This is a genomic window from Paenibacillus amylolyticus (assembly GCF_036894225.1).
Lineage (GTDB): Bacteria > Bacillota > Bacilli > Paenibacillales > Paenibacillaceae > Paenibacillus > Paenibacillus amylolyticus.
This window is the reverse complement of the sequence record NZ_CP145892.1, coordinates 1,544,936-1,564,020: the sequence shown is the minus strand read 5'-3', so window position 1 is coordinate 1,564,020 and position 19,085 is coordinate 1,544,936. Positions and strand designations below refer to the sequence as shown.

At 42.6% G+C, this 19,085-nt stretch carries 14 protein-coding genes; 3 read left to right on the top strand and 11 right to left on the bottom strand.

Annotated features, from left to right (window positions below):
• Positions 1-26 precede the first annotated feature (26 nt).
• From V6668_RS06925 to V6668_RS06915, 3 genes are all read right to left on the bottom strand, one after another.
• The gene (locus tag V6668_RS06925) at positions 27-962 is read right to left on the bottom strand and encodes a helix-turn-helix domain-containing protein (RefSeq protein WP_338708011.1); all 936 of its coding nucleotides are present in this window, start codon (positions 960-962) and stop codon (positions 27-29) included.
• A 255-nt stretch (positions 963-1,217) separates the two neighbouring features.
• Positions 1,218-2,384 carry a hypothetical protein gene (locus V6668_RS06920; RefSeq protein WP_036668987.1) on the bottom strand — a complete coding sequence of 389 codons (1,167 nt, stop codon included), beginning with the start codon at positions 2,382-2,384 and terminating at the stop codon, positions 1,218-1,220.
• A gap of 56 nt (positions 2,385-2,440) precedes the next feature.
• Complete coding sequence (locus tag V6668_RS06915; protein WP_076327284.1) at positions 2,441-3,661, bottom strand: metal-dependent hydrolase family protein; 1,221 nt, start codon at positions 3,659-3,661, stop codon at positions 2,441-2,443.
• Between the two features lie 496 nt (positions 3,662-4,157).
• Here V6668_RS06915 and V6668_RS06910 point away from each other — a divergent pair, with 496 nt between their 5' ends.
• Positions 4,158-6,212 (top strand): helix-turn-helix domain-containing protein, encoded by a 2,055-nt coding sequence (locus tag V6668_RS06910; protein WP_338708010.1) that lies wholly within the window; start codon positions 4,158-4,160, stop codon positions 6,210-6,212.
• 5 nt (positions 6,213-6,217) lie between these two features.
• On the opposite strand, the gene V6668_RS06905 is transcribed toward V6668_RS06910, so the two are convergent.
• Entirely contained in the window at positions 6,218-7,072 is an 855-nt protein-coding gene (locus V6668_RS06905) for an AraC family transcriptional regulator (RefSeq protein WP_338708009.1), read from the bottom strand.
• Between the two features lie 105 nt (positions 7,073-7,177).
• On the opposite strand from V6668_RS06905, the gene V6668_RS06900 reads away from it, so the two are divergent.
• Positions 7,178-10,297, top strand: coding sequence for a glycoside hydrolase family 2 TIM barrel-domain containing protein (locus V6668_RS06900; RefSeq protein ID WP_338708008.1), 3,120 nt, complete (start codon positions 7,178-7,180; stop codon positions 10,295-10,297).
• Positions 10,298-10,551: 254 nt separating this feature from the next.
• Positions 10,552-11,142, top strand: coding sequence for a hypothetical protein (locus V6668_RS06895; RefSeq protein ID WP_338708007.1), 591 nt, complete (start codon positions 10,552-10,554; stop codon positions 11,140-11,142).
• Positions 11,143-11,423: 281 nt separating this feature from the next.
• Here V6668_RS06895 and V6668_RS06890 read toward each other — a convergent pair whose 3' ends face one another.
• From V6668_RS06890 to groES, 7 genes are all read right to left on the bottom strand, one after another.
• Positions 11,424-11,771, bottom strand: coding sequence for a hypothetical protein (locus tag V6668_RS06890; RefSeq protein ID WP_338708006.1), 348 nt, complete (start codon positions 11,769-11,771; stop codon positions 11,424-11,426).
• Between the two features lie 50 nt (positions 11,772-11,821).
• Complete coding sequence (locus tag V6668_RS06885; RefSeq protein WP_338708005.1) at positions 11,822-12,907, bottom strand: NAD(P)/FAD-dependent oxidoreductase; 1,086 nt, start codon at positions 12,905-12,907, stop codon at positions 11,822-11,824.
• A gap of 219 nt (positions 12,908-13,126) precedes the next feature.
• Complete coding sequence (locus V6668_RS06880) at positions 13,127-13,363, bottom strand: hypothetical protein (RefSeq protein WP_100529979.1); 237 nt, start codon at positions 13,361-13,363, stop codon at positions 13,127-13,129.
• Positions 13,364-13,797: 434 nt separating this feature from the next.
• Positions 13,798-15,879, bottom strand: coding sequence for a hypothetical protein (locus tag V6668_RS06875; protein WP_338708004.1), 2,082 nt, complete (start codon positions 15,877-15,879; stop codon positions 13,798-13,800).
• Positions 15,845-16,168 carry a hypothetical protein gene (locus tag V6668_RS06870; protein ID WP_338708003.1) on the bottom strand — a complete coding sequence of 108 codons (324 nt, stop codon included), beginning with the start codon at positions 16,166-16,168 and terminating at the stop codon, positions 15,845-15,847. The genes V6668_RS06875 and V6668_RS06870 overlap by 35 nt, the downstream gene beginning before the upstream one ends.
• Positions 16,169-16,796: 628 nt before the next feature.
• Positions 16,797-18,431, bottom strand: a complete 1,635-nt coding sequence (groL, locus tag V6668_RS06865; protein WP_017690076.1) for a chaperonin GroEL — start codon at positions 18,429-18,431, stop codon at positions 16,797-16,799.
• 73 nt (positions 18,432-18,504) lie between these two features.
• Positions 18,505-18,786, bottom strand: coding sequence for a co-chaperone GroES (gene groES, locus V6668_RS06860; RefSeq protein WP_017690077.1), 282 nt, complete (start codon positions 18,784-18,786; stop codon positions 18,505-18,507).
• Positions 18,787-19,085: the final 299 nt, after the last annotated feature.

Here is a 19,085-nt window from a genome sequence, read left to right as displayed (position 1 = left end):
TATGATGTCTCCCTTATCTTTTATTCTCACGAATTCAGTATAACCGAAGGTGCTACAGATCTATTGTACAAATCGGACAACATTCTGCCATGCTCCCTGGCTGCCGTCAGCGGAGTCTCTCCATAAAACTTGCGAAATTGCCGAATTAGATGGGCTTGGTCAAAAAATCCATGATTCTGGGCAAGCATTGCCCAGTCTGCCGTGTTCCCTTGATGAATATCACTCAGCACACGATGAAAACGAACCACCTCACTGAATCGCTTGGGGCTGATTCCCACCCATTCCGAGAACTTGCGATGCAACTGCCGCTCACTGATCACTTCACGCATCGCCAGCTCTTGGACACTCATACGTCCCCCATCGATAAAGATGCGGTGCAGCACGTTTTTCATCAGATCGTTCTCCGATGTGCTTGCCTGCACAGGCAACGGACTCAAGTACGCATTCATAACCTCTACTCGCTCTGCAAAATGATTCGTTTCGGACATCCGTTCCTGAAGCTCGTTCAGCTCCTCCGGCCAACATTCCTGAAGGGCAATTCGCTTATCCGTAAACCACTCCAGAGGCATGCCATGGAAGACATGCGCTCCACCCGGGAAGAACCGGACACCAAAGGTGTAGTCTCCAGCAGGGGAACCATCATCGGCTGGCTCAGGTACAGCGAACGGCTGTGTATAATTGCCACAGTAAGCATAGGAGTGCTCTGAACAGACCGGGTCGTATGTAATCAGCATGTCCGTGCAACCATCCGGTAATACCCGGGCAGGTACCGTCATCATCGATCGCTCTGGACCTTCTCTCTTAGCAACATCCGCATGTGTGTTCGGAAGAGATCCTGATTCCCAATAACAGGCCACATAAGCCATCAGACCAGCAGCAGGTACTTTCTCAACATAATAACTGTTAGGGTACGTTCCATTCATCTGAATAGGTTTAAACAACGGGTGCAAACTGTGATCCACAATTCCATCCTCCGGTCACTAGAGTTGGTTACACATTATGTATTTATCTATCATACCATCAACCGCAGAAATGAAGAAAAAAAGTGCCCTACCGGAGGACAATCCGATAGGGCCAGTCACACATCTATTTAACACGAGAAGGGGTTTACAAGACTTATCTTACCTTCCCAACCTTAATGGAAACTGAAATTGGGATGAAAAGAACATCAATTTTTCTTATAGTGCGTGTTCAAAAAGACCGTTTTTGACAACCTCTTAAAGTGTCTTGATCAGTATGGACGCAATTAACACGGATGCTGTTGTGACCGTTGTGAATCCACCTACCAGCATCGGCGTTAAAATCTCATCGAGGATGGCTTTGCGTTCATTTTCATCACGTCCAACTGAACGGCTTACTTCCTCACAGATAATGTAGTCCCCCGGAAAACCGAATAGTGCAGTCAGTGCCACAGGCAGACCTTTAAGCGGGTCCCATTTGAACAGCTTGGAGCCAACAAATCCACCGATCAGCACCCCAATTACACCGATTGCGATAATGAACAACACTGGAATAATGGAACTAACCACCGCATCAAAAGTGATCGACTCCATACTTGTCATAACGACTACGATCAGACCTATCATGGCAATTCCCGATGTACTTGCTTTATCCAGAATACGAGATGGGAACAGTCCGATCAGATGTCCGAGAACCCCAAGCAACAGAGCCCAGATACTGTAGCTAAGTCCGGTTACATTGCCTAGATAAATGGAGAGACTCCCCATAATGAACAAGAGCAACAGCAGAATAGGTGCGGTCTGGAATCGCTGTGGAAGGAATGTTTTGGCATTCGCTTCTTTAATGTTCACATGGCCTTCCCCTGCAACCTTGTTCTCAAAAGCGCCCTGCTTCTGCAGTTTCAACGCATATCTGCGCAACATATTGGTTGCAATCGGCATCCCCACGAGGGAATGAATACCCAGAATAACAGCCGGAATTGTAATCAGATGACCCAGATTCATCTCCTGCAACTTCGTGGTTGTGATCAGATAAGAGATAATGCCACCAACAACCGGACTTGATCCGGCAACAGCCGTAGGATAACCATAGAACGGTGATACGATTAACAGGATAAGACCTGTCGCCGTGAGTGATGCGAACAATGAGATCAGTATTGCTTTATATTGGGAACGTATTAATTTCAGCGGTATTAATGTCCCCATGTGTACAATCAGCGGAGCCACCATGAGAGCCCCGAACGCCGTCAGAGCAGAGCTGGATACCACTCCTTTAGGAAATAACCCCGCCCAGTTCAGCAGCAAATATCCGATCAGAATAACAAGCAAGGAAGGAATTCGCGCTTTGGACCAGATCGAAACCAGTTCCCCTATAGCTAAAATAACAAGCAATACTGTGGCGATATATATCGGTTGACTAAACATGGTGGCTTCTCCCCATTCTCTATGTTGTCAGTTCAGTACACGTAGAACCATCTTTCTTATTTCAAGCGCTCACCCGATAAATAGACCTGTTCGATATTCTCTATGTTTTCGAGCAGTCCAATATCCGTCAACGGATTCACATTCAATACCAGCAGATCAGCAGCTTTGCCAGGCTCAATCGTACCGATCTCCGCTTCCATCTGCATCGCTCTCGCCGCATCTCTTGTTGCGGCTACGATCGCTTCCATCGGCGTAAATCCAACATCTTCAACAAGCAATCGAAGTTCGAGTGCATTCCCCCCATGCTCAACAGGTGCACACGTGCAGAAGTCTGTCCCTACTGCAATGGTTACGCCTGCCTTACGTGCGATAATCATGTTCTCAATATGCTCCTGATATACACTTTTGGCTTTGCGGATGCCAAATTCGGGAACACCGTATTTATGCCCTTCTTTGATGATCCGATGTACAATCGCCAGCGTTGGAACCAGAACCGCCTTTTGATCCAGCATCATGCCAATGCCTTCTTCATCAATGTAGATCCCGTGTTCAATGGTGCGTACGCCCGCTTCCAACGCATTTTTGATCCCCTGTGTACCTTGCGCATGTGCAGCCACATAAGACTGTACCGCTTCCGCTTCATACACGATCGCCTTCAGCTCATCCATGCGGAATTGCGACCAGCGAGGGTCATCTTTCTCCGAAAGTACACCGCCTGTGGAACACACTTTAATGAAATCCGCCCCTTCACGGAACTGCGTGCGTGTTGCCTTAATGACTTCCGGAACGCCGTCACATACGGTGAAGATATTCAGTTCCGTTGGGATCATATGGATATCTGCATGCCCACCCGTCTGAGAGAGCATATGACGGGAAGTTTTAATCCGCGGCCCCTTCACCACACCTTCCTTGATCAGATCGCGAATGTATACAGCAACATGGCTACCGACATCCCTGACGGTTGTGAATCCTGCGTTGATCAGCTTCGGCAGATCCTGAAGTGCTCTTCCCATCTGAAGTTCATTGGCTTCCAGCGCCACCGCAGCCATATTCAGATTTTTGGCCCCGTGTACATGGACATGGGCATCGATTAATCCTGGCATCACCGTTTTGCCTGTTACATCAACAAGCTCGGCATGTTCCGGAATTGGAACGGTTGCTTTTGCACCCGCTGCTATGAATTTCCCGTTCTCAACCAGGACCACACTATCGGAAACAGGTTCTCCACCTTGTCCATCAATCAACAATGCACCTACAAAAGCAGTAATTTGACTCATCTGTACTCCACCTCATTTTCAGACTTGGTTGTAAGTTCAACTAAAGAATATTTACACTGACCACTCCGATGACAGAATAACCTTCCGATCGCTGTTATCCCCAGATTTTTTTTGATTCCCTTCTCCAAAGGGAAAATCCGGGGATAGCCTATGCTTCCGAAGTAGCTTTCTTGCGAAAGCTTTTAGGCGAACGCTTTGCTTCTTCACGTTATTTCTGTCCTCTCCGTGCTCGTGTAAAAAGTTAAGTTGAACTTAAATATTACGTATATCTGTTCGATTTACAGCTCTACTGTTTTACTACGATGAAATTGTATCGTGTTAAAGTTAATGACATTATATAAGTTGCAAATGTATAATGTCATTGTTGATAGCAACAGCATTCTAATATTAATTATGGTGATATACACAATATAAAATATAAATCACACAGCATAGTGAAGATCATGTTATATATGTAAGCATTTTGCCATGTGAACACAAAAGGAGTACGTTTGCTATGATTCATGAAGCGGTTCGCTCATTTATGGTTCAAGTCTTTGGGTCTGTTCCGTACGGAATTTGGATCAAGGATGAATATGATTTCCAGTGGAATAACTGGCTGCGTGAAGGAGAGCTACCTGAATATACAGATCAAGAACAGATTGAGTCATCCTGGAAGATTCTCAGGTACACGTTTGTTTTTTTGTCTAACATCAACATTCGTGTGGTTATCGATACCCAGAAACAACTTACCCTGCTACAGAGTGAACGTCTGGAGGCTTTGATTCGGGAAGGACTGCTGAAGCAACAGATTGAGAAGGAACGTGCACACAATGATCGATGGTTGACCGGACTGCGGGAGCTGACCTGTTCCCTGGAGCTGAACGATTTGTTACTCAAAATCATGGAGAATGCGCTCCATGTCATCCCCTCCCTTTCCTGCGGACTGTTCATGATGGTTGATCCGGACTCTGGCAAGATGATTCCTAGAGCCAAAGTCGGTTTTCAGGATAGTGTGTACCAATATCAGGGCGAGCTGGATGAGGGCATTACGGGAAAAGTATACGAGGAAGGCATTGGCCGAATGTATAGCACACCGGATGATGCCTTTAAAGATATGAGCAATGTTAGTCAGGAGAATGCGGATATCATTGTAAGTTCACTGCCTGACGGTATTATGGCAAAAGGACTTATCGCCGTTCCCGTGACAATGAATACTCACAAAATCGGTGTAATGCTGGTATACCAATTTGAACAAAACAGACGATTTGCCCCACATGATCTGAATGTGATGCAGGGATTTGCGGATCAGGCAGCCATTGCCATCTCCAACGCCACCATGTATTCAGAACTGCTGGAGACGAACCGATATCTCGTTAGCCGAAATGAAATTCATAATCAATTCACGGCACTTTCCATTGAACATGTGAGCCTCGGACATATCATTGAGACGGTTGGGTCGATGCTGAAACTTCCCACCTATTATGTGGACATGGCGAGAAATGACTGGTACCCGCTCATCCCGGAAAGTGTCTTGCTAAGTGAGCTCGATATCTATACCGCTCTGGACAGTCAGTTTAACCCCATCACCTTATCCGGTGGAACGGATCATAGCGATTATTACCTCTATCCCATTGTGAACGGATCTCTGGTGCTTGGCTGTTTTGCCATCCAATTAGATCATCCGTTAGGTCAGTTGGATCATGTGATTTTGGAACAAGGCGGAGCTATTGTGATGCTGGAGATGGTGAATACCTACTCACTCACCGAGATGTCCTATCGGAAAAACCATGATTTCTTCAGCGATCTCGTGCAATATAGAGAACCACAGCAGTTGGAGGCACGACTTTCCAGCTTTCAGTTGCCAGCCCATCAGTCCTTGTTCGTCGCTCAATTGCAGCTCTATGGGGAATATCCCGACATGAAAACAACTGAAAATTGGGTGCGCAAGTTGATCGGATTTATCGAAAAGGAGCTGGGCACCCGCGAACATCTATTGTTCAGTGCACATCACAAAATTACGATTTTGGCTGCGGCATCCGAGCCCAAGGTTAGACACTGGATCATCAGCAGGCTGGAAACGGCTGTGGAGAAATGGACCACCTCCAAGACTCCTGCCCTATCTATCGGCATCGGTGGACTGTATCAAGGGCTTGAGTATGTGTCCAAAAGCAATGACGAGGCTACACGCTCATTGTCCTTTTTGCTGAAACAAAACAAAGCGGGCCTGATGCTCTACGAAGAAATCGGGATCAATCGGTTGTTTCTGAACCAGGAACCTTCCGATATCGAGAACTACATTCACGAAATTCTGTCCCCTCTTCAACAGCAAAAATCAGGAGAGCTTGAACTCACACTCAAAACCTACATTGCCGCGAATCGATCTGTGCAAGCCACAGCCGAACGTCTGCATATTCATACCAATACGTTGTATCTGCGCCTGCGCAAAATAGAGGAGATTCTAGGTGTTGATCTGAACGATTCCGAGGGTTGGATGAAGGTGTATCTGGCATGTCATTTAAGCGAAGTATACTCTGTTGCTCCTACCGCGAGTGGAGCACTAAAATTGTAACTCCATCAATTCAGTCCGTGCAGTTTGCGAAAACGCTCTGGACTCATGCCTGTATGCCTTTTGAACATCGCACAGAAATAACTGGCGTTCTCGTAGCCCACCCGATCAGCAACTTCATAGATTCGAAGCTCTCTCTCACTGAACATCAGTTGTTTGCTTCGATTGATCCGTTCCTGGTTCACGTAAAATACAGGTCTGGTATGGAGTGCCCTCTGAAACAGCCTGCACAAATATTGGGGAGATACCACAGCCACATCGGCCAGTTCCTTCAACGATAGTGAACGATCCAGATGCTCTGCGATATAACGCAGCACAGGCTTCAAGCGCTCCAGTTCATCATTATAATTGCCGGATGCGATGAGCAGTGGCTTCAGGTCCAGCAGCAGGGCATATAATTGTTTGGAGCATTCCACATCGTAATCTGCGTAATCCGTATCCCCTCCATTCTCTCCTCTAACCAGAAGTTGTTCCAGCCCACGCAGCAGCTTGGCTGTCCTGAGTCTGCATACGCGTGAACCGGTTATCCCCGCATAAGATAATAACTGGCTGGCCTCTCTCCCCTGAAACGAGACCCACGCCAGCTCCCAGCGTTCACTGATGGGCATATATCGATGCGGAACATCGGGATACAGAAAGAAAACGTCACCCGGTCCGACGATATACTCGTCTTCTTGTATGATCAGTCTCCCCTGACCATGAATAATCTGGTGGATCTGATAATCCGGGAATCCCTCTGGACGCTCGGTTTCATATTGGTGTTCCCAGTAACCAACCGTGGTCATATAGATCGGCAAGCGAGCAGCTTCTTCTGTTTTACCAAAAAAAATCCGGGTATCCATCCAGTACACCACTTTCTCCATCGTTAGTTTCATATTGTGATATATATGGGCAATATTCTTTATTCTCTAAGTCATCATTCAATTCTATAATGACAATATTATAACATTTCAGAAGGAGTTGCTGTTATGCGAAAGAAACTGGTACACACCCCTCCGGCAAATGGATACCCGGAATGGAACAATAATCCCGAGACTTTTCAAGTAAACCGTCTACCCGCACATGCTTCTATGGTAGCGTTTCCATCTATAACAGAAGCATTGTCCAATGATTCCAGCGCATCGCCATGGTACGAATCACTGAATGGTCCGTGGAAGTTTGCCTTTGCGGAGACACCGGAGCAACGGATTACATCCTTTTATGAGAACAACTATGATGCCAGTGACTGGGACGAGATCGCCGTTCCTTCTAACTGGCAGCTACAAGGGTACGATTATCCCCACTATACAAATATGACGTATCCGTGGGTCGAGCGTGAGCCTGAATTGAAGCCACCATTTGCACCAACAACTTATAATCCGGTGGGTTCGTACATCCGCACGTTTACTGTTCCTGCTGACTGGAAAGACCGTCCTGTCCTGCTGCACTTCGAGGGTGTTGAATCCGCCTTTTATGTATGGGTCAACGAGGAACTCGTCGGTTATAGTGAAGACACGTTCACACCCGCAGAATTTGATATCACTTCGTATCTAACGGAAGGTGAGAACAAGCTCGCTGTGGAGGTATATCGCTGGTGTGATGCGAGCTGGCTGGAGAATCAGGACTTCTGGCGGTTAAGCGGAATCTTCCGTAGTGTATACCTGCATTCACCTTCACCAGTTCAGATCGCCGATTTCTTTGTTCGTACTGAACTGGATGACGCGTATCAGGATGCGGAGCTACTGCTGGATTTAAAATTATTTAATCATAATGCCGCGCAGAATACTGCCGGATTGTCCGTTCAGGCGCAGCTGTATGATGCACAGCAGCAGACTGTACTGAAGCAGCCACTTACTGCGGCCGTTACTTTCCAGGGCGAGGATGAACTTTCATTCCAGTTGTCAGCAGAGGTTATGAAGCCGCTACTATGGAGCGCTGAGTCCCCTAACCTGTATACACTTGTGCTGTCCATTCATGACGAATCAGGCGAAACACTGGAAGCAGTTCGTAGCCGGATCGGATTCCGTAAGTTTGAACTGAAGGACGGCCTGATGCAAATCAATGGCAAACGCATTGTATTTAAAGGCGTCAATCGTCATGAATTTTCCCCGGATAAGGGTCGAGCCATTGGGCGGGAAGACATGATCCGTGACATCGAGTTGATGAAGTCCTATAACGTTAACGCGGTGCGTACATCCCATTATCCAAATCAGTCACTCTGGTACGAACTGTGTGATGAATATGGCCTCTATGTCATTGACGAAACGAATCTGGAAACTCACGGTACCTGGGAATATGGGCAAAAGGAAATGAACGAGAACAATATTCCCGCGAGCAAGCCGGAATGGCGTAATAACGTAATAGATCGCTGTAACTCGATGTTCCAGCGGGACAAAAACCATGCGTCCGTTATTATCTGGTCTCTGGGTAATGAGTCCTTCGGCGGCGATAACTTCATCGCCATGTACGATTATCTGAAACAAGTCGATCCAACCCGTCTCGTTCATTATGAAGGGACCTTCCATTATCGCCCTTCCGATTCGGCAAGCGATATTGAATCAACGATGTATATCAGCCCACAAGATGTGGAGCAATACGCGCGCATGAAGGGACCTAAGAAGCCTTACATCATCTGTGAATACAGCCATGCCATGGGTAATTCTTGTGGAGGTCTGCATCTGTATTGGGATTTGTTCGATAAATATGATGTGTTGCAGGGTGCATTCATCTGGGACTGGGTTGATCAGTCCATTCGTACCACTACGGCAGACGGTGTAGAATATTTTGCTTATGGTGGCGATTTCGGTGAATCTCCTCATGATGGCAATTTCTGCGGGAACGGATTGATTCTGGCGGATAAGACGGTTACACCAAAGCTGGAAGAAGTGAAGAAATGTTATCAGAACGTTCGTATGGAAACCGTTGATGTCAAAGACGGCCTGCTGCGCATCAAAAACCAGTTCCTGTTCACGGATCTGAGCGAATATTCGCTCGTATGGACAGTAACTCACGATGGCAAATCTGTAGAGAACGGTACGTTGGATATCGCGGTACCTCCTGGCGAATCGGTTGAAGTCCGAATCCCTTATACGCCATCTTCCGATCTGTTCCAGGAAGCGGTGCTGACTGTATCTCTGGTTACCAAAGTGGCAACCAAATGGGCAGGAGTAGGTCATGAGATTGCCTGGGATCAGTTCGTGGTATCTCCGAGATTGCGTCCAATCCAACCGATACGTCAAGGACAAGACAATGCGCCGCAGGTACAGGATCTGCAAGATGAATTGAAAGTGACTACAGGCCAAGTCACGTTGAGCTTCAATCCAGCCACTGGCGCGTTAACATCCTATCAGATTAACAATCAGGAGCAATTGCTCGCACCTGTCCGGCCGAATTTCTGGAGAGCCATGACAGACAATGATATGGGGAACCGCCTGAATGAGCGTTCTGCCTTCTGGAGAGATGCTCACGCTACCAGCAGATTAATTCGCTTTGAGCACCATGCAGACGAGCAAGGTATTCTCGTAACTACCGATTATACGTGGGATCAACATCCGGGATGTACGCTGTCCATCACATACCGAATTGATGCGGATAGTGTATTGGAAATCAGTCAAACCCTTATTCCAGGCGTAGGCTTACCTGATCTACCGGAATTTGGTATGCTGCTACAACTGATTAACCGCTTGGATACAATCTCTTGGTACGGCAGAGGCCCGCATGATAATTATGCAGACCGTCTGACCAGTGCACGTCTCGGTTATTACACAGGTGCGGTTCGAGATCAATTTGTTCCATATCTGAAACCACAAGAGTGTGGTAACAAAACGGATGTACGTTTTGCAGAAATTACGTCAGAAGATGGTCAGCTTGGCCTTCATGTTGAAGCCACTATACCCTTTGAAATTAATGCGTTGCCGTGGACACCGGAAGAACTGGAAGCAAACGACCATGTGTACAAATTACCTCAGAGCACACAGACTGTCGCCCGCATCAATTACAAACAAATGGGTGTTGGCGGAGATGACAGCTGGAGCGCACGTACCCATGTCGAATACACCTTGCCAGCCAACCGCGCGTATCACTTCACCTTTACGGTAAGACCTGTATAACATCAAGCAAGCACTGCTGGCAGCATGCCGGCAGTGCTTTTTTTGTTGGGGCAATGAGTGGTTAGTAGTATGAGTTTGAACTTTGTCATGGGAACATTACAATGAATGAGATGCAAGAAAGATTCGTACCAGCTATTACTCTATTACGAGGTGAGACTTTGCAATATCTGTTTACCACTCTCTTCATTTTTGGCTTGATCGCTTTCTTGGGATTTGTTGTTGGGATGATCTTGTCTATTCGCAAAGGTAATAGGTTGCCAATCAGATTTATTTTTCTAACAACGGCCTGTTTTGCGATTGCTTCAATAGGTTTGTATGGCATGCTGAATTTATCTTCGAACTCTACTCAGTCTGAAATAGATCAGACCCCTTCATCCCAGATTAAACTTTCTGGCCTCCATATGACTACCGATGAATTTAAAAACAAGTTTAATGGCGCCGTAGGCAAATACCGACTGAATGGTTTGAGTATTACCCGCTTGAATATACAAGACTCTTCCGAGCAGGGCACTGGCACTTTCGAGTATGTATTCAATGACGAGTTGCGTTTGGTTGGTACAGTGAATGCAGATGAGAGCATACAGGAAGTCAGGTTGTCCGCAACTGGTGATACGCGTAAACCAACAGGTGGAATTTTCTTGACTGCTATCGCCACACTCATTCTCACAACCAATAGTGAGTACACGTATAACGATGCACAAGATGCCATCCAGGATATCGGTCTATTGGATCGTGATGTGAATCAGTCTGATTTTGATGGAGCGACTATTCGCAACGGATTGGAATATCGCTTCAGCGTACAGGATTCTGATCACACTACTTTTGAAATAACTGTTGCGAAATAAGATACGATTGTGCAAAAGGCCGCTCCGTGAAGGAACGGCCTAACATGTGATATGTACTTTCTTTGGATAATTCAGTAGTCACAGTCTCTGATCTAACATTTTCCTATTTTATTGATTAGTAAGCCAAAAAATTAAAGTGATCACTATACAAAAAAGCGATACAGGGTACAGTATCCATTTACTGATCTTATCTTTGTAAGTGAGAATCCAACAAACAATGCCTATCCAGGTGATTAATAGTTGCCATAAGTCCAATGATGAACACCTCCCGCATGCGAGAGTTACTCAAAAGTTACAATCTCGCTTTGATTGTTCCAACTCATTTTAAAGGTAATCGGGTCTTTCGTTTTCTCCGCCTCAGTAACCGTTCCCGACATACTGAACGGTACCCCTTGTTCCTCAAGCGCTTTCCCCTGTTGTTTTATATTATTGCCGGTAAGGTCAAACACAAAATCCTTTATACGCTTTTCATCACCTATATAAGTAATACTATAGCTCCCTGTTGATCTCTGTAGAGAAACATCCCAGTTATCGCTCTTTCCGTGTAGTCTATCATCCGCACCACAAGCTGAGACAATAGATACAAGCACTATAACACAAAGAATCATTGGCAGTTTAAATAATTTCATAATATCCCTCCTTTTAGGAATATACCCAAAAATGTGAGTTATGATATTTGCTAATCATCCCTAGCATCTATTTTAGTATAATGTGACTTACCTTTGATATGACTAACGATTCTCTGAGCATCGTACTTGACCCATCCCAACAATGCTGAACCTCGTGATGTTTGCCAAGGTAGCCCTATAAAGTACAGTCCAGCAACCGGCGAGACTCCTCTCTCGTGTAAAATTACACCTTGGGAATCAAAAGCAGTATCGATATCGATCCAACCGTCATTTCGCTTAAACCCAGTCGCCCAGATAATATTGTCTATTCGTGTCTCACTACCATCCTCATATAGGATGCGGTCATCTATTGCATTAATGGCACGTGGGCGCAGGTTAACTTTTCCCTGGGTCATCAATTCTTTTAACTCATAGCCATATACGTACTCAGGCTGATTTCTCAACCATTTTCCAACCATACGATCTGCACTTGCACGTAATATTCCGAGCTTTTCAAAATACCAGAATATACTTCGTCTCATAATATGCAAAGGCCTAAAGGTAATATTTCGAGCTATGGATATGTATACGGTTTGTTTATCATCTGATGTCAACTCTACGGCGATTTGGGCACCTGAATTCCCTCCGCCTACAACTACTGTTGTTCCAGGAAGCAATTGAGACATATTTTTATATTCTGATGAGTGAAGCTGAATCACATGCTCGGATAATGCTTTCGCAAAATGAGGAACATTTTTGGTCTGGAAAGGCCCCGTGGCAACGATAATATTGCGCGCTTCAATCGTTCCATCATTGGTTTCAGCATAGTACACCTCATCTTGCTTCGTGAGACGAGAGATTTTACAGTTTAACTTTATTGGAAGATCCATTTTTTTAGCGTAACTTTCAAAATAATCTGCAATTTCATCTTTGCTTGGCAAGCTATTTTTATCTCCACTAAGAGGCATTCCCGGTAAGCCATCATACATTCGTGGGGTGAAAAGACGCAAGGAATCGTACCGTTTACGCCAAGATTCTCCGATAGATGAAGCAGCGTCAACGATTAAAAAGGTTAACCCCGACTGCTGAAGATAGTAACCTGCTGCCAAGCCTGCTTGTCCAGCTCCGATAACCAATACATCGTACATATGTATCATCCCCAATATCGTTATATGTATTAATATATGAGCACTTGTTCATATGTTTATTTTACTTAACAACTATCTGTTTAGCAATAGAAGAAAACATCACTACTTCCTTTTTACAAGATTAGCCATTAAAAAGACTCCCTCACGGGAGCCTTTAATCATTTCAGGGCAAGTTTCTTATAACTTCTCATGTATGCTACGTGCTAAGTATGATAGGTTGGTTGAATTCTACCTGGTGTATCTATCGATGTCATCGTTCGCATACTGATGCTCTCTTCTATGGTAATCTTCATGCTGACGAACGTCGTTCTTTAATTTCGCTAAGAAACCCCACCCCATAAAGGCAAGTATAAGCACAGTAATCAGTGCATAAGCAAAGCTATATAGATTCATAAAAAAGTTGATAAATATTGCAGCGAGCATCAAGCCCAGAATCCATAATGTCCACTTTGTACCCTTTCTCAAATCATTTCCTCCTCAAGTCGTTACTGATAAGCTCTCTATGTATCACAGTACATACGAAACCATAGGAACGAGGTTTCAATCTCAGGGCTAACATTATCCCTAGTAATTGTTTAAATAAATCTGCCTCGGAAACCTTTCATCTATCGGCATTACAAAGATTAAAATTTTTGCTTACATAAAGCCCATGATACTAACTCAATATTAATTTTATTGAGTCTTTTCTTGTATGTACAATCCGATTTTCTTCTGAGATTAGTTCTATATCTAAATGAATACGATGCTGAGTAGAGTTCATCGGTTATCTGTAGCATCGTATTAATTAGGTATAAGTATCGTATCAGGAACATCGAACATCGGCTAATTAGCACATACCCACCTCGGTGTACTGGAGATATCATTTAAGAGGGGCTTTCCACATTAGGAATATGTTCTGTTTAATTCAAAAATTTTGCACTTTCAAACATTTCAATAGAATCAATTATTTCTTGTTCTACATCCTTATTATCGTTATATTCTGAAACTTCAGATTGATAATACTTTGAACATGTATCAAAAATTATATCATTCAACTCAATTTCATCACTGATTATTGTATCAACATCGAAATCTTTTTCATCTATCCATTCAATATTTTCCTTATATAACTTTTCAGATATAATGTTAAGTATCATATCTTCGAGCTCAACGCGAATTTCTTCATAAATAGTGTCAACAAAATCATCGAAGGGTTTTCCTACATAATCGTCAATATTACTAACTGCACACTCCTTGATTATTGAAACTAATTGATCATAAATTTCATTACCTACATAGAGCACTATATTATTTATCGTTGCATTTTTTACTTGAACCAGGTTATAAAAATCTTCTTCAAAACAATTTTTATATTTTATGCAGATATTATTTAAAATACTGAAGTAGACTTCATCTCTTGCAGCAGAATTTAGTATTACCTCTAAGTATTTTTTATTAGTAATAATTTCTGTAAGATTGTATTTACTTACTAGTGGTTCGGAAAATAATTTACAAAATATTTCTGAACTTTTTAATGGATTATACAATCTTGATTCGGACTCTATCAAATTGTAATTTTCACTTGTAAATATTCCTAATATAAAATTTTCTACGCTATCATTATCTAAACCTAGTTTAACTAAATCTGTATCATCAAGTTTCCATAATAACATTTTCAATTTATAAAGATACGACGGCGTAGTATGTTGTTCATTAAACCCTTTAAATATTGGTTTAGGTAAGGTATACAGTTTTGAAAATTCCTTATTTTTTATTAATTCAATAAGAGGTTTTTTATAATACGATGTAGAATCAAAGCATTCTATCTGCTCATGATACAATGCACTTGTAATTATTTTGTTGATTTCAAAACTGTTACTCATTAAATTTTTGTATAGCCAGTCATTAATTGAAGGATTTAATACACCAACCTTTTCAAAATGTTCATCAATTTTTATTATTGAATTTTGCAAACGTGTAGAAACAACTTCAAATTGAGAAATTGTAGTATCTAGATTTAAAGAGTTTTCATCTTTGATTCGTTTATCAAAGCAGTCTCTAAGAATACTAAGATTCACATTAGTTTTTGTTAATGAAAAAAGTGTGAAAATAAAAACCCTGTCAAGCTGTTGTAAATTTTTAATTTCCAGATCCCAAATTTTATCGGGATTTACTAAATTTAAAATAATATACTCAAAATATTTTTCAGGAGCGATATCCTTCACATCTCTTGATATTACTGTAACATATTCAATGACCCTTGGATTAAATTTTGGATTCAAAATTATTTTCAAATATTTTTTTTCATTTAATAACGCAAAGTAATGTTTTTCTGAAATAGATCTTTCTTTATAAGCTTTTATTAGATGATTGTAAAAAATACCGGCTTTATCACAAAAATCTAAAGGGTCAATAGTGATTTCATGGATTCCGCTACTTTCAATTGCTTGTGTTGTTCTTTCACTCGTAGATTTAAACTCGTTGTACACTGCAAATCTAGAATTGATCAACATTTTGATTCTACTTTTTTCTTTTTTTACTTTTTTTATTAACTTTGAAATTTCTTGATCTTTTCCACTTTTTATTAACTTGTAAATAAGACCGAGAAAATCATCCAACAAAATAAATATATTGAGTTCTGAGTTTTTCGAAATAAAGTCAATAATCTCTCTAACTTGATTATTTTCATTTATGTTTTCTGAATATAAAATGAAATATCCCCTTTTTTCATACTCAGAACATAACTGTTTTGAAGTGAATGTCTTACCAATTCCAGGTATCCCAAGTAAAAAGACAATTGAATTTTTGTTAAACGAATCTAGCACTTTTTTATAATACTTTGTTTCAAAAAATTGTTCTTGAAAATCCTTATCAAGTTCTTCAGAATATTTTTCAAAATTGAGATCAGAGTTACCGGCAATGTTTAATGAAATATTCAGTTGAGAATCTATTATGGCATAATTCCCCTCACCCTTCTGTGTTATCTTTTTCTTCTCGAACATATACATTCCGCCCTACTTTAGAATTTTGAATTGCCACATTTCCGTTGCCTTTTTGTTTTATATTTGATTTCACTATACTATTTTTCTCGTAAACTCTACCACTAAAAAAACCTATTACTGCTCCACTTATTAAGCCAGCGATTATACCAATTGTTAATGAACCTTCTAATGTTGAAGGATTAAAAAAATCCACATTTTCACCTCTCTTAGAACTCACATTTTGCATCCCGTGATGCTCATTACAAGTATTTATTCCCGTTTTTCGAATAGTAATGAGTATAGCAATCATTTGTTAGCTGAATACTCCCTTTTGCTCACTGCCGCAAGAGAAGAGAAAAACCGCATAAACAAGTGATTGAAATAGCTAAAAGCTTGTAGAAAAAGGTACAGATATTACTGCTATCACTAATATTTCAAGCCTCTCAGAAAAATGAAGCGCTTTAAAATGAAAATTTAATACTAACTTCATACTATCAAATCTAATTCATTTCGACGAGTTAATAGGGCGGTAAGAAGTCAGGAATATTTATATCTGATCAGTAGGTTCTTTTCATTTGAATTTTTCGAACAAAATATATCCAAGCAACTAGAGGTTGCTGAAATGCAACAACAATAACAACTATCACACCTCCTTAAATCTTCTATTGGTAGCTTAATAGAGCAGTCAAACGAGAATATGAAAACGAATATTGTTACATCAAAAAACACAACTCCAAAATGGGAGAATATGTATAATATGTGCAATAAGATCGTGAAAACACAAATTCCAAAACAAAAACCACTCCTTAATAATTACTAAGAAGTGGTTTTTGTTTTATTTATCATTTGTAACAGTGCTGCTTCACGAACTCTCAATCAAATTGACCGAGAATTCACTCTGCCAGGCACATGATGTAATAAAGGTTTTTACACCTTTATTACATCATGCCGCCCATTCCACCCATACCGCCCATATCAGGCATTCCGCCACCAGCACCTGCTGGTTCTGGTTTGTCAGCGATAACTGCTTCAGTAGTCAAGAACATTGCTGCTACGGAAGCAGCGTTTTGCAATGCATAACGAGTTACTTTCGCAGGGTCAACGATACCAGCTTCGATCATGTTAACCCACTCGCCAGTTGCAGCGTTGAAGCCTACGCCAGTTTGTTCTTTTTTCAGACGTTCCACGATTACGGAACCTTCTTCGCCAGCGTTAGCTGCGATTGTACGGATTGGTGCTTCCAGAGCACGCAGGACGATGTTTACGCCTGTTTGCTCGTCACCGGACAGAGCTACAGCCGCAACCGCGCTATATACGTTCATGAGCGCTGTACCACCACCGGATACGATACCTTCTTCAACCGCAGCGCGAGTTGCGTTCAGGGCATCTTCGATGCGAAGTTTGCGTTCTTTCAATTCTGTTTCAGTAGCCGCACCAACTTTGATTACTGCTACACCGCCGGACAATTTAGCCAGACGCTCTTGCAGTTTCTCTTTGTCGAACTCGGAAGTTGTTTCTTCCAATTGTGTACGGATTTGGCTAACACGTGCATCGATATCGGATTTGTTACCAGCACCGTCAACGATGATTGTGTTTTCTTTAGTTACGCGGATTTGACGAGCTGTACCCAGTTGTTCCACAACAGCGGATTTCAGGTCCAGACCCAGTTCTTCCGTGATCAATTGGCCACCAGTGAGGGCAGCGATGTCTTGCAGCATGGCTTTACGACGGTCACCGAATCCTGGAGCTTTAACAGCTACAGCATTGAATGTACCACGCAATTTGTTCACAACCAGCATAGCCAGTGCTTCGCCTTCGATATCTTCAGCGATCAATACCAGCGGTTTGCCTTGTTGAACGATTTTCTCAAGCAATGGCAAGATGTCTTGCGTGCTGGAGATTTTTTTGTCTGTGATCAAGATGTACGGATTGTCCAAAACAGCTTCCATTTTGTCCGTATCAGTGATCATGTAAGGAGAGATGTATCCACGGTCGAATTGCATACCTTCAACCACTTCAAGCTCTGTAGCGAATCCTTTGGATTCTTCTACAGTGATAACGCCATCTTTACCCACTTTTTCCATAGCTTCAGCGATCAGTTCGCCTACTTCTTCGTCAGCTGCAGAGATTGCTGCAACTTGTGCGATGGATTGTTTGGAATCAATTGGTTTGGAGATGGATTGCAATTCAGCAACCGCAGCTTTAACCGCTTTGTCGATCCCTTTACGGATACCGATTGGGCTAGCGCCTGCAGTTACGTTTTTCAGACCTTCTGTGATCAGCGCTTGCGCCAATACAGTTGCTGTTGTAGTACCGTCACCGGCAACATCGTTGGTTTTTGTTGCTACTTCTTTAACCAGTTGTGCACCCATGTTCTCGAATGCATCTTCCAGTTCGATTTCTTTAGCAATGGTTACACCATCGTTAGTGATGAGCGGGCTTCCGAATTTTTTCTCCAGAACCACGTTGCGGCCTTTAGGACCGAGTGTTACTTTTACTGCATTAGCCAATGCGTCCACACCACGAAGCATGGAGCGACGAGCGTCTTCACTGAATTTAATGTCTTTAGCCATGTTAAGAAAACCTCCCTAGTTTTTGTTGGAAAATGGTAGTGCTATATGGTTCGGTTATCCGATTAAATTTGAATTAGTCGAGAATCGCGTGAATATCGCTTTCTTTCATAATCAAATATTCTTTACCTTCGAATTTGATTTCTGTACCGGCATATTTGGAGAAAATAACGCGATCTCCTTCTTTCACTTCCAGAGCTACACGTACGCCGTCTTTCAATACTCCAGCACCAACTGCAATGATTCTACCCTCTTGCGGTTTTTCTTTGGCGGAGTCCGGGAGTACGATCCCGAAAGAAGTTGTTTGTTCTTGCTCCAGTGGTTCTACCAATACGCGTTCACCTAAAGGTCTGATCATGAAAAATAGCCTCCTTTTGAAATTATATAACGTTACATTGTAGGTTGTAGCCATATGTATTAGCACTCGACAGTGTTCAGTGCTAACAACCAACTTTATGATACTCAACTTGAAGCATGATTTCAAGTCCTTTTGACGAATTCCTGCGAGAATTTACGTTGAATTTACACAAACATAGCCAAATTACACCCGCTGTGCCTGGTTCTATGTTGCAATTCACTAATCTTATTCTACGAAATTGTTTAACCCTTCTGCAACGTTAACAGACAGTCCCTTCCCCATTGTATCCATTGTTGGAC